This is a genomic window from Streptomyces sp. NPDC021080 (genome assembly GCF_044333225.1).
In the GTDB taxonomy this organism is placed as follows: domain Bacteria; phylum Actinomycetota; class Actinomycetes; order Streptomycetales; family Streptomycetaceae; genus Streptomyces.
In genome coordinates, this window is record NZ_JBIRQM010000008.1 from 218,853 (window position 1) to 230,848 (window position 11,996).

The 11,996-nt window shown below is 72.4% G+C and carries 10 protein-coding genes; 7 read left to right on the top strand and 3 right to left on the bottom strand.

Annotated elements, in window-relative coordinates:
- Positions 1-12 precede the first annotated feature (12 nt).
- From ACH4S8_RS21525 to ACH4S8_RS21535, 3 genes are read left to right on the top strand one after another with little or no spacing between them, the layout of a single operon-like run.
- Positions 13-1,578, top strand: coding sequence for a 4-coumarate--CoA ligase family protein (locus tag ACH4S8_RS21525; RefSeq protein WP_398396300.1), 1,566 nt, complete (start codon positions 13-15; stop codon positions 1,576-1,578).
- Positions 1,575-2,309 (top strand): enoyl-CoA hydratase family protein, encoded by a 735-nt coding sequence (locus ACH4S8_RS21530; protein WP_398396302.1) that lies wholly within the window; start codon positions 1,575-1,577, stop codon positions 2,307-2,309. Before ACH4S8_RS21525 ends, ACH4S8_RS21530 begins: the two co-directional genes overlap by 4 nt.
- Positions 2,297-2,914 carry a TetR/AcrR family transcriptional regulator gene (locus tag ACH4S8_RS21535; protein WP_398396304.1) on the top strand — a complete coding sequence of 206 codons (618 nt, stop codon included), beginning with the start codon at positions 2,297-2,299 and terminating at the stop codon, positions 2,912-2,914. Before ACH4S8_RS21530 ends, ACH4S8_RS21535 begins: the two co-directional genes overlap by 13 nt.
- A 43-nt stretch (positions 2,915-2,957) precedes the next feature.
- Here ACH4S8_RS21535 and pdxH read toward each other — a convergent pair whose 3' ends face one another.
- Positions 2,958-3,596, bottom strand: coding sequence for a pyridoxamine 5'-phosphate oxidase (gene pdxH / locus ACH4S8_RS21540; RefSeq protein ID WP_398396700.1), 639 nt, complete (start codon positions 3,594-3,596; stop codon positions 2,958-2,960).
- Between the two features lie 453 nt (positions 3,597-4,049).
- Here pdxH and ACH4S8_RS21545 point away from each other — a divergent pair, with 453 nt between their 5' ends.
- Positions 4,050-5,150, top strand: coding sequence for a citrate synthase 2 (locus tag ACH4S8_RS21545; RefSeq protein WP_398396306.1), 1,101 nt, complete (start codon positions 4,050-4,052; stop codon positions 5,148-5,150).
- 33 nt (positions 5,151-5,183) lie between these two features.
- On the opposite strand, the gene ACH4S8_RS21550 is transcribed toward ACH4S8_RS21545, so the two are convergent.
- Entirely contained in the window at positions 5,184-6,239 is a 1,056-nt protein-coding gene (locus ACH4S8_RS21550; RefSeq protein WP_398396308.1) for an isopenicillin N synthase family dioxygenase, read from the bottom strand.
- Positions 6,240-6,993: 754 nt separating this feature from the next.
- Here ACH4S8_RS21550 and ACH4S8_RS21555 point away from each other — a divergent pair.
- Positions 6,994-8,376 carry a PAS domain-containing protein gene (locus ACH4S8_RS21555; RefSeq protein ID WP_398396310.1) on the top strand — a complete coding sequence of 461 codons (1,383 nt, stop codon included), beginning with the start codon at positions 6,994-6,996 and terminating at the stop codon, positions 8,374-8,376.
- Positions 8,377-8,520: 144 nt separating this feature from the next.
- Here ACH4S8_RS21555 and ACH4S8_RS21560 read toward each other — a convergent pair whose 3' ends face one another.
- Positions 8,521-9,276: an SIS domain-containing protein gene (locus ACH4S8_RS21560; RefSeq protein ID WP_398396312.1), complete on the bottom strand. Its 756-nt coding sequence runs from the start codon at positions 9,274-9,276 to the stop codon at positions 8,521-8,523.
- 372 nt (positions 9,277-9,648) lie between these two features.
- Between ACH4S8_RS21560 and ACH4S8_RS21565 the strand changes: the two genes are divergently transcribed.
- Both ACH4S8_RS21565 and ACH4S8_RS21570 read left to right on the top strand, forming a co-directional pair.
- Positions 9,649-10,341, top strand: a complete 693-nt coding sequence (locus ACH4S8_RS21565) for a metal-dependent transcriptional regulator (protein WP_398396314.1) — start codon at positions 9,649-9,651, stop codon at positions 10,339-10,341.
- A gap of 685 nt (positions 10,342-11,026) precedes the next feature.
- Entirely contained in the window at positions 11,027-11,896 is an 870-nt protein-coding gene (locus tag ACH4S8_RS21570; RefSeq protein ID WP_398396316.1) for an alpha/beta fold hydrolase, read from the top strand.
- Positions 11,897-11,996: the final 100 nt, after the last annotated feature.

An 11,996-nucleotide genomic window follows, 5' to 3' on the forward strand; every position in this document is an offset into this window, starting at 1 on the left:
CTAGGAGGAACCGTGTTCCGCAGCGAGTACGCAGATGTCCCGGCCGTCGAGGAACCCATCCACGACGCAGTCCTGGGCCACGCAGCCGAGCGGGGCGAGGCCCCCGCACTCGTCGACGGCGTCGACGGCACCACGCTCACCTATGCACAGGTCGACCAGTACCACCGGCGACTGGCCGCCGCGTTCGCCGAGGCGGGGCTGCGCAAGGGCGACGTGCTCGCCCTGCACAGTCCCAACACCATCGCGTTCCCGGTGGTGTTCTACGGCGCCACCCGGGCGGGGGCGTCGGTCACGACCGTGCACCCGCTCGCCACGGCGGAGGAGTTCGCCAAGCAGTTGCGGGACTCCTCGGCCCGCTGGATCGTGACCGTCTCGCCCCTGCTGGACACGGCCCGTCAGGCCGCCGAACTCGCGGGCGGCATACGGGAGATCTTCGTCTGCGACCAGGCGGAGGGCCACCGGTCCATGGCCGACCTGCTCGGCAGCACCGCCCCCGAACCCCAGGTCGACATCGACCCCGTCCAGGACGTGGCGGCGCTCCCGTACTCCTCGGGCACCACGGGCGTCCCCAAGGGGGTGATGCTCACCCACCGTTCCATAGCCACCAACCTCGCCCAGCTCTCCCCGGCCATGCCGATGGACACGGACGACCGCATCCTCGCCGTGCTGCCGTTCTTCCACATCTACGGGCTCACCGCCCTGATGAACGCGCCGCTGCGGCAGGGCGCCACCGTCGTCGTGCTGCCCCGCTTCGACCTCGACACCTTCCTCGCCGCCATCCAGAAGCACCGCATCACCGGCCTGTACGTGGCGCCGCCGATCGTCCTGGCACTCGCCAAGCACCCGGCCGTCGCGCAGTACGACCTGTCGTCCCTGAAGTACATCCTCTGCTCGGCCGCGCCCCTGGACGCGGCGCTGGCGGCCGCCTGTTCGGCCCGGCTCGGGCTGCCGCCGGTGGGCCAGGCCTACGGCATGACCGAACTGTCGCCCGGCACGCACGTCGTCCCGCTGGACGCCGAGAACCCGCCCCCGGGCACGGTCGGCAAACTCGTCGCGGGCACCGAGATGCGCATCGTCTCCCTCGACGACCCGGACAAGGACCTCGGCGTCGGAGAGCGCGGCGAGATCGTCGTCCGGGGACCCCAGGTCATGAAGGGCTATCTGGGCCGCCCCGACGCGACCGCCGCGATGATCGACCCGGACGGCTGGCTGCACACCGGGGACGTCGGCCATGTCGACGAGGACGGCTGGCTGTTCGTCGTGGACCGCGTCAAGGAACTCATCAAGTACAAGGGCTTCCAGGTCGCCCCCGCCGAACTCGAGGCGCTGCTGCTCACCCACCCCGGCATCGCCGACGCCGCCGTCATCGGGTCCTACAACGAGGACAACAACGAGGTCCCGCACGCCTTCGTGGTGCGCCAACCATCGGCCGCCGACCTGTCCGCGAACGAGGTCATGCTGTACGTCGCCGAGCGCGTCGCCCCGTACAAGCGGGTCCGCATCGTCACCTTCATCGACGCCGTCCCGAGGGCCGTCTCCGGGAAGATCCTGCGCCGCGAACTGCGAGGCCTGTCATGACCGTCGTCCGCACCGCCCACGAGCGCGGCATCACCACCCTCACCCTCGACTCGCCCCAGACCCGCAACGCCCTGTCGGCCGCCCTCGTGGGCGAACTGGCCGACGCGCTCACCCGCTGCGGCAAGGACGGCGACGTGCGCGCCGTCGTCCTGACCCACACCGGGAACACCTTCTGCGCGGGCGCCGACCTGCGCGACCCCCCGCCCCCGGAGGCCTTCGTCGGCCTGCTGCGGCGGATCGTCGAGCTGGGCAGGCCCGTCGTGGCCCGGGTGGAGGGACACGTCCGGGCGGGCGGCCTCGGGCTGCTCGGGGCCTGTGACATCGCGGTGGCCGGCCCGGCGGCGAGCTTCGCCTTCACCGAGGTACGCATCGGGGTCGCCCCCGCCGTCATCTCGCTGCCGCTGCTGCCCCGCGCCGACCCCCGCGCACTCACCCGCTACTACCTCACCGGAGAGCGCTTCGACGCCGCCGAGGCCGTGCGCACCGGGCTCCTCACGGCCGCCGGGGACGACGTGGACGCCGTCCTCGCGCCCGTCCTGGACGGACTGCGCCGGTCCGCCCCCGAAGCCCTCGCCGAGACGAAAGCGCTGCTCACGGCTAAGGTGCTTCAGACCTTCGACCGGGACGCGGCGGACCTGACCGCGCTCTCGGCCCGGCTGTTCTCCTCCCCGCAGGCCCGCGAGGGGATGACGGCCTTCCTCGAACGACGGGATCCCGCATGGGTGGTGTGAGCGCGACGGAACACGCGGCACGTACTCCGCACGTCCCCAAACAGGACCGCAGCCGGGCCACCCGGCAGCGGCTCCTGGCCGCCGCCGTGGCCTGCCTCGCCGAACACGGCTGGGCGGGCTCGACGGTGCTGGTCGTCGCGGAGCGCGCCGGTGTGTCCCGGGGCGCCGCCCAGCACCACTTCCCCACCCGTGAGGACCTCTTCACCGCGGCGGTCGAGTACGTCGCCGAGGAACGCTCCACCGCCCTGCGGGACCTCTTCCCCGACGGCCCCGCCGACCGGCGCGCCGTCGTCGAGGCCCTCGTCGGCCTCTACACCGGGCCGCTGTTCCGGGCCGCCCTGCACCTGTGGGTCGCGGCCTCGAACGAGGACCAGCTCCGCGCCCGGGTGACCGAGCTCGAAGCCCGCGTCGGCCGCGAGAGCCACCGCATCGCGGTGGACCTGCTGGGCGCGGACGAGTCCCGGCCCGGGGTGCGCGAGACCGTGCAGGGGCTGCTCGACATGGCGCGCGGTCTCGGCCTGGCGAACCTGCTCACCGACGACACCGTGCGCCGGGAGCGGGTCGTGGCGCAGTGGGGGACGATCGTGGAGGAGGCGCTCGGCTGAGCCGCGCGTCCCGTCCGGGCGCCGAGCGGCCCGGGTCCCCCGGTCAGGGGCTGAGCCGCTCGATCCGCCAGCTGCCGTCGGGCTCGGCCACGTAGCGGAGCCGGTCGTGGAGGCGGTTCTCGCGGCCCTGCCAGAACTCGACCGTCTGCGGGGCGACCCGGAAACCGCCCCAGTGCGGCGGCACCGGCACCTGCTCCCCCTCCGGGTAGCGGGTGCTCAGCTCCGCGTACAGGACGTCCAGTTCGTCGCGCGAGGAGATGACCGCGGACTGCGTGCTCGCCCAGGCGCCCAGCTGCGAGCCGTGCGGGCGGGTGCGGAAGTACGCGGCGGTCTCGTCCCGGCCGGTGCGCCGCGCCGTCCCCGTGACGATGACCTGCCGGGCCATCGGGTGCCAGGGGAAGAGCAGCGAGATGTACGGGTTCCGGGCCAGTTCGAGGGCCTTGCGCGAGTCGTAGTTGGTGTAGAAGACGAAGCCCTGGTCGTCGTAGGCCTTGAGCAGCACCGTGCGCGAGCTGGGCCGGCCCTCGGCGTCCGCCGTGGAGACGATCATCGCGTTCGGCTCGTGCACGAAGCCGTGCACCGCGGCCTGCGCCGCCTGCTCGAACCAGTGGGAGAACTGCTCCATCGGGTGCGCCGCGACATCGCCCTCGTCGAGTCCCTCGGCGCGGTAGTGCGCCCGCATGGAGGCCGGGTCGGCGGCGATCTCCTCGTGCGCGGCCTCGGCGGCCTCGGCCGCGGCCTGGATGAGGGGTTCGGTCGTGGATTCGTCCGGGAAACGATCGTTCACGCGGTCATCCTGCCGTATCCGGGCCCGCCCGCGCGGCGGGTGGGCGTGCAGGTGTGCTTCGTCACGCGATGGCACTCAGTGCCGCGTACTCTCCCTAAAGATGGCACTCGGGGATATCGTGCTGATGCCGTTCCGGTTGGAGGACCGGCCGTACGGGGCATCACCGGGGTGACCGCTTTCGGACCGCGAGTCGGCGGAGACCGACCGAGGAACATTCGGGAGTCTTCGCGGATGACCGTGGAACCGGCCGGCGCAGCACCTCACCGTCGACCGTCACCCCCACAGGGGCGCAGGGTCACCACAACCCCGACAACACCATCCGTCGCACACATCACGAGGAGCCGCCTGATGTCCGACTTCGTACCCGGACTCGAAGGAGTCGTCGCGTTCGAGACGGAGATCGCCGAACCCGATAAGGAGGGCGGCGCTCTCCGGTACCGGGGCGTCGACATCGAGGACCTCGTCGGCCACGTCTCCTTCGGCAACGTGTGGGGACTCCTCGTCGACGGCGCCTTCAACCCCGGTCTGCCGCCCGCCGAGCCGTTCCCGATCCCCGTCCACTCCGGCGACATCCGTGTCGACGTGCAGTCCGCGCTCGCCATGCTCGCGCCCGTCTGGGGCCTCAAACCCCTCCTCGACATCGACGCCGAGCAGGCCCGCGACGACCTCGCCCGCGCCGCCGTCATGGCCCTGTCGTACGTCGCCCAGTCCGCCCGCGGCCAGGGCCTGCCCATGGTCCCGCAGAGCGAGATCGACAAGGCCCACTCGGTCGTCGAACGGTTCATGATCCGCTGGCGCGGCGAGCCCGACCCCAAGCACGTCGCCGCCGTCGACGCCTACTGGACCTCGGCCGCCGAGCACGGCATGAACGCCTCCACCTTCACCGCGCGCGTGATCGCCTCGACCGGTGCGGACGTCGCCGCCGCGCTCTCCGGGGCGGTGGGCGCCATGTCGGGCCCGCTGCACGGCGGCGCCCCCTCCCGCGTCCTCGGCATGATCGAGGAGATCGAGCGCACCGGCGACGCCGACGCCTACGTCCGCCAGGCCCTCGACAAGGGCGAGCGCCTGATGGGCTTCGGCCACCGCGTGTACCGCGCCGAGGACCCGCGCGCGCGGGTGCTGCGCCGCACCGCGCGCGAGCTGGGCGCCCCCCGCTTCGAGATCGCCGAAGCCCTGGAGAAGGCCGCCCTCGCCGAGCTCCACGCCCGCCGCCCGGACCGCGTCCTCGCGACGAACGTCGAGTTCTGGGCGGCCATCGTCCTGGACTTCGCCGAGGTCCCGGCGCACATGTTCACGTCCATGTTCACGTGCGCCCGTACCGCGGGCTGGTCGGCTCACATCCTGGAGCAGAAGCGCACCGGCCGTCTGGTGCGCCCCTCCGCGCACTACGTGGGCCCCGGCTCGCGCGGCCCCCAGGAGATCGAGGGATACGCGGACATCGCGCACTGACCGCGTGCGACGGCCCGCGCGGGCCGCCCGTCGTCACGCGGGAGCGAGCAGCTCCGCGTGGTGGCGGGCGGCGGCGAGCGGGTGCGCCCGCAGCTTGCCCTTGAGCTCGTTGAAGCCGTACTCGGCGAACAGCGGATTCGACGGGTCGTCGGTGACGCCGGGCGCGCCGGAGGCGTGAGGGAAGGGCAGCGGCTCGATCCGGGCGTCGAGGCGCGGGTTGTAGAAGAACGGCACCGAGAACCGCTCGGTGGCCCCGGCCGGGCTCACCACCCGGTGGTTGGTCGCCAGGAGGTACCCGTTCGTGGCGACCTCCAGGAGCTCGCCCAGGTTGACCACGAAGGCGCCCGGCAGCGGCGGCACGTCGTGGAAGCGGCCGTCCTCGCGCTCCACCTGGAGCCCGCCGATCTCGTCCTGGAGCAGCAGCGTCAGGAATCCGTAGTCCTTGTGCGCGCCCACGCCCTGACCGGCTCCGTCGTCGGAGCTCCCCGGATAGCGCACCAGTTTCAGGTGCGGGTGCGCCCGCTCGCCGAACACCGGGTCGTAGAAACCGGCGGGCGCCCCGATGGCCGTCAGCAGCTCGCGCAGCAGCCGGGCCGCGACCTCGCTCAGCCGTTCCATCCAGGTCAGCGCGGCGGTCCGCAGCTCCGGCAGCGCGGCCGGCCACTGGTTCGGCCCCTGGAGCCACCAGTACGCGGGCTCGCCGGGGCGAGGGGGCCGCGCGGGCCGCTCGGCGCCTATGTCGAGCTGGTCCCGCCAGTCCCGGCTGCCGCCGGTGCGCTCGTCACCCGTTCGGGTGTATCCGCGGAAGTGCGGTGAGCCGACGTTGTCGAGGGCCAGCCGGTCGGCCTCGGGGAGCGCGAAGAACCGGCGCATGGCCCGCAGCAGCGCGTCGGTCTCGGCCTCGGTCACTCCGTGCCCGACGAGCTGGAAGAAGCCCACGTCGTGGGCGGCACTGTGGAGCTGCGCGTGCAGCAGCGCCCGTGCCCGGGGGCCGCGGTCGGCCGCCGAGAGGTCGATGATCGGGAGCTGGCGGTACGAGGGGAGCTGCCGCCCGTTCTGGGCAGCCGGGAAAGACGTGTTCGTCGTCATGAGGTGCGTCCGCGGGGTGTACGGGTACCCGGACGGCCGCCAGGGGTGGGGCGGGGTCCACGGGTGCCGGATGAAGGAAGGAGCGGTACGAAGGGCCGGGTCAGGCGGAGCGCCGACAGCCCATGCTCGTGACGCGCAGGAAATCCACGTGGCGGCGTCGGACGAGCATCGGAAGCATGGCCCCAGCGTACTGCGACCCTCGCGATCCACCTGTGACCCAGGTCACCTCAGGGGTCTGCCCGGAAGCGGGCGCGGGCCGGAAGCGGGCGCGGGCCCGAGAACGTGCACGGGCCGGAAGCGGGCGCGGCCCGGAACGCAGACGACCCGCGAGCTCGGGTCCCTCCGCCTCGCGGCGACGGGGCCGGCCGGACGCACCGGCGAGCTCACGGGTCGGGTGACTGCGTTGGATTGGGCCGGCTGCACGGGCATCACCCGTGCCGGTCCGGCGCCGAACCGAGTCCGACAACGGGCCGTCAGCCCGCAGCCACCTCGTATGTCCGGTTTTCCGTCATGAGCCGAACCACCTCCTCTCCTACGTGAGAACAACTCTAGGAACACATCCCGGAGGCCTCAACCGATTTATCGGGAGGCGTCCGACCGGGACTGCTGGGGCGGGTGGTGCGGAAATCCGGCGTACAGGGATTTCCCCCAATCTTCGGGGAACGAGGTGTGGGCTGGGTCACGTTCGAGTTGAATGGTGACGACTGAGTGAACTGTCGCGTCGACACACGGACGCAGCCTGCAGGGGGTCCAGGTGAGTGCTTCCCGGCGTAGTGGGACCACCGACGAGCTGGGGCCGGACGAGCCCGAGCGGGACGGCTCGGATCTGCTTGCCGCGCTGCTGGACGGCATGGACGCGGCCCTGTGCGCCTTCGACGCCGACGGCGTCCTCACCCACTGGAACCGCGAGGCCGAGCGCATTCTCGGCTGGACGGCGGCCGAGGCCGTGGGGCGGCGCGGATTCGCCGGCTGGGCCGTGCGGACCGCGGACGCCGAGGAGGTCGAGGGCCGGCTGATGTCGGCCATGGAGGCCCCCGGCCGCCAGGTGCACGAGTTCGCGCTCCTGACCAAGGACGGCGGCCGGGTGCTCGTCCGCACCCAGTCCGCCGCCGTACGCGGCCCGGACGGCAAGCCCGCCGGGGTGTACTGCGCCTTCAGCGAGGTGCACACCCAGATCGACCTGGAGCGGTCGATCGCCCTGAGCGAGGCGCTCTTCGAGGACGCCGGCTGGGGCGTGGTGCTGGTCGACGCGGACCTGCGGCCCGCCGTGGTCAACGCGCACGCCGCGGGGGCCCTCGGGACCGGACGCAGCTCCGTCCTCGGCCGGCCCCTGGGCGACCTGCTCTCCCAGGGCGTCGAGGAACTGGAGAGCGCCCTCACCCACGTCCTGTCCGAAGGCGCGCCGCCGGCCCCCGCGGAGATGTGGGTGAGCGTGCGCACGCCGGAGGGAGACCGGCGGCGGTGCTGGCTCAGCGGCTTCGTGCGGCTCGCCTCGCCGCTCGCGGAGGAACCCGTGCCGCTCGGCGTCGGCTGGCTCTTCCAGGACGTGACCGAGGCCAAGCAGACCGAGCAGGAGGCGGCGCTGCTGCGCTTCCGGGCCAACCAGCTGCATCGCGCCGCGCGGGCCGCGGCCGAGTGCGAGAACCCGGGCGAGGCCGCCGCCGTCCACCTCGACTTCGCCCTCGCGGGCTTCGCCGACCACGCCCTGGTCGACCGGGTGGCCCAGGGCGGACCGGCGGACGAGCAGACGCCCCTGCGGCTCGTCCGGACGGTCGCCACGCCCGCCGGGTCGCCCGGACCGAGCCACATCACGGGGAAGGCCGGACTGCCCTTGCGCTACGGGGAGGGGCACCCCGCGCTCCAGTGCGTGGAACGCGCCGGTTCGGTGCGGGCCGACGCGGCCGCCGCCGACCCCGAGCAGGCGCGCGAGTGGGCTCTCGCCCGGCAGTGGCCGCGGGACTCCGTGCACGCCCTGTGCGCGGTGCTGCGCAGCCGCGGGCGGACGCTGGGCGTCGTCACGTTCCTGCGGAGCGCGGGCCGCAGCCGGTTCGAGCGCACGGACGCGATGTACGCGGAGGACGTGGCCGTACGGATCGCGATGGCCCTGGACCTGGAGGAGCTGGCGGAGAAGCCCTGAGGGCGCCCCTGAGCGCCGCAGTCCTTCGCACCACAGCCCTCCGCACCGTAGTCCTCCGCACCGTAGTCCTCCGCGCCGCAGCCCTCCGCGTCGCAGTCCTTCGCGCCACAGTCCTCCGCACCGTCGCTCGCGGCGCTGCGGCTCTCAGCGCCGGTAGAAGATCCGGTCCCCGTACTCCGTCATGACCCGGCTGTTCCACTCGTGGCCGCCGTCGACGTTGCCCGAGCGGAGCAGGGGCGGTTCGACGCCGCGGTCCGCGAGGGCGCCGGCCGCGGTGGCCATGACGGCCTGGAGGAGGGCCGAGGTGACGACGGTCGAGGCGGGGGCGAAGGGGGCCGCGATGGAGTCCAGGGTGAGCTCCGCGTCGCCGATGGGGATCCGCGAGTCGAGGACGATGTCGCAGTGGTCCTTCAGGTAGGTGCCCGACACGTGCCGCGACGACGTCTCGGTGGCGTAGGCGACGGACGTGACGCCGATGACCTTCACGCCCAGGGCGCGGGCCTTCATGGCCATCTCCACGGGAAGCGCGTTGCGCCCGGAGAGCGAGATGATCACCAGCAGGTCGCCGGAGCGCAGCGGGCTGCAGTCGAGGACCGCGCTCGCCAGACCGTCGACCCGTTCCAGGGCGGAGCCCAGGGTCGCGGGCATCACGTCGACGCCCACGACTCCCGGTACGGCGAGCAGGTTCATCAGGGCGAGACCGCCCGCGCGGTAGACGATGTCCTGCGCGGCGAGCGAGGAGTGACCGGCGCCGAAGGCGAAGAGCCGGCCGCCGTCGACGACCGTGTCGGCGATCAGGGTCCCGGCCGCCTCGATCTCCCCGGCGTCCTCGTCCCGTACCTGCCGCAGCAGGCCGATCGCGGCGTCGAAGAACTGCCCGGCCAGCTTGCTGTCGCTCATCGGCGAAGCCCCTTAGAAGTCTCGTCGGCGTGGACGTCCCGTCGGCGCCCGGTCGGCGCGGGGCGGGCGGGACGGCCGGACCGGTCGCCCGGTGCGGCCGTGCTCCCGTCGTGTCGCGGATCACGTTGCGGTCTGGACCACTGCCCTGTCAATACGGCTTCCGGGGGTGCTCGGGGGCGCTTCGGGGGGCGCCGGCCGGGGCACTCGCGGGTCGCCGGGCCGGCGTGTCCGCGGTGATCGCGGGGAGATCGGTGCCAAGCGGTTCGAACGGCGAGGCACGGTTGTCAGTGCTATGCGTCAGAATTGGGTCCAGGGCCAGCGCACACGCCGGTGGGCCATCGAGTCTCCGGCAGAGCTAATCGAGGGGCACGAATGTCCGGACTGATCGACACCACGGAGATGTATCTCCGCACCATCCTCGAGCTGGAGGAGGAAGGCGTTGTCCCCATGCGCGCCCGGATCGCGGAGCGGCTCGACCAGAGCGGTCCGACGGTGAGTCAGACCGTGGCGAGGATGGAGCGCGACGGTCTGGTGGCGGTGGCGAGCGACCGGCATCTGGAACTCACGGACGAAGGGCGTCGGCTGGCCACGCGCGTCATGCGCAAGCACCGCCTCGCCGAGTGCCTGCTCGTCGACGTCATCGGCCTGGAGTGGGAGCAGGTGCACGCGGAGGCCTGCCGCTGGGAGCACGTGATGAGCGAGGCGGTGGAGCGGCGCGTGCTGGAACTGCTGCGTCACCCGACCGAGTCGCCGTACGGAAACCCGATCCCGGGTCTGGAGGAGCTGGGGGAGAAGGACGGCGCGGACCCGTTCCTGGACGAGGGCATGGTGTCCCTGTCCGAGCTGGACCCGGGTCCGGACGGCAAGACCGTGGTCGTACGGCGGATCGGCGAGCCGATCCAGACGGACGCCCAACTGATGTACACGCTGCGGCGGGCGGGCGTGCAGCCCGGTTCCGTGGTCAGCGTGACCGCGTCGGCCGGCGGGGTCCTCGTCGGCAGCGGCGGCGAGGCCGCGGAGCTGGAGGCGGACATTGCCTCGCATGTGTTCGTCGCCAAGCGCTGACGCATCTTCCGGTGCCCGCGAGGGGCAGTTCCCGGGCGCCGACCGAGGGGTCGGCAGTCGCTGACCTCCACGTCGGCGTCCGGGAGCACGCCGGACACCGTGGGACGCACCCGGTCCGCACCGTCCCGGGCGTGTCAACTGCTGTGAAGGCAGGGGCAGTTGTTATGTTTTCGCGACCTTGTCGAAAGCAAGATTCAGTGTGCCGAATCGCAGCGCCGGGACCGTTTGCGTGCGAGGCTGTCGCGTGAGGCATATGACCTGAGGGCTCTTGACCGTGTCCGAGAGCGATGGTGCGCGGTCGGGGAGGGGGCGTAAGGATGTGCCGCAGATGCGGAGAGGGCCCCGGCGCCTTACGGCGCCGGGGCCTGTCCTCCCCTGTGCTGACCCGGAGCCCCGAGCTCCCAGGGTCATTCCCTTCGGACCGTTTTCCCCGAGCGGTCCGCCTCCCGCAGAAGATCTCCCCCGGGTGACGACGGTCAATCCTGACGGGCGGTCACTCGATCGAGGGGTGTTGCGGCCGGAGAGGCCATTTTCGAAACCCCATTCGATAACGTGACGGTGTGGCGGGAGGACGCGAGGGCATCGACCGGCACGACGGGGACAGCGGCAGGAAGCGGTACGGGTGGACCGGCCGGGAAGAGCGGGAGCGAGCCGGTCCGAGCGAGCTGAGGGGGTGCCATTACCGATGGTGCGGCGCATCGACGTGACAGGAGCGGGCGGTGTACGCCTCGCTGCCTGGGAGTATGCCGACCCCCCGAAGAACGACGAGGGGCCGAGGGCGTCCGAGGTGCCCGGCGTGCTGTTACTGCACGGCCTCATGGGCCGCGCCTCGCACTGGGCGTCCACCGCCCGCTGGCTCTCCGAGCGGCACCGTGCCATCGCCCTCGACCAGCGCGGCCACGGCCAGAGCGACAAGCCCCCGGAGGCCGAGTACACCCGTGAGGCCTACGTCGAGGACGCCGAGGCCGCCCTCGACCAGCTGGGTCTCGGACCGGCCGTCGTCGTCGGCCACGCGATGGGCGCGCTGACCGGCTGGCAGCTCGCCGCCAAGCGCCCCGATCTCGTCCGCGCCCTGATCATCTGCGACATGCGGGCCTCGGCGCTCGGCGCCGCCTCCCAGCGCGAGTGGGAGGACTGGTTCAAGGCCTGGCCCGTCCCCTTCGCCACCCTCGCCGACGTGCGGAAGTGGTTCGGTGAGGACGACCCCTGGGTGGAGCGCCGCAATCCCTCCCGCGGCGAGTTCTACGCCGAGGTGATGCACGAGTCCCCCGACGGCTGGCGCCCCGTCTTCGAACCGGAGCAGATGCTCAAGTCCCGCCAGACCTGGGTGTACGACGCCCACTGGGAGGAGCTCGCCCAGGTCCGGTGCCCCGCTCTGGTCGTACGCGGCCTGGACGGCGAGCTCGGCCGGGCGGAGTCCCAGGAGATGGTCCGGGTGCTGCCGCGCGGCCAGTACGCCGAGGTCGCGGAGGCCGGCCACCTCGTGCACTACGACCAGCCCGAAGCGTGGCGCGCCGCGATCGAGCCGTTCCTGGACGGCGTGCTCACCGGCTAGGGCGCCCGGTTCCGCGCGGGTGGCGCGAGAGACCGGAATTAGTGCTTCCGTGTCGAGATGTGATACTGCCGGGCGTCACAAAATGATCACGAACATTCAT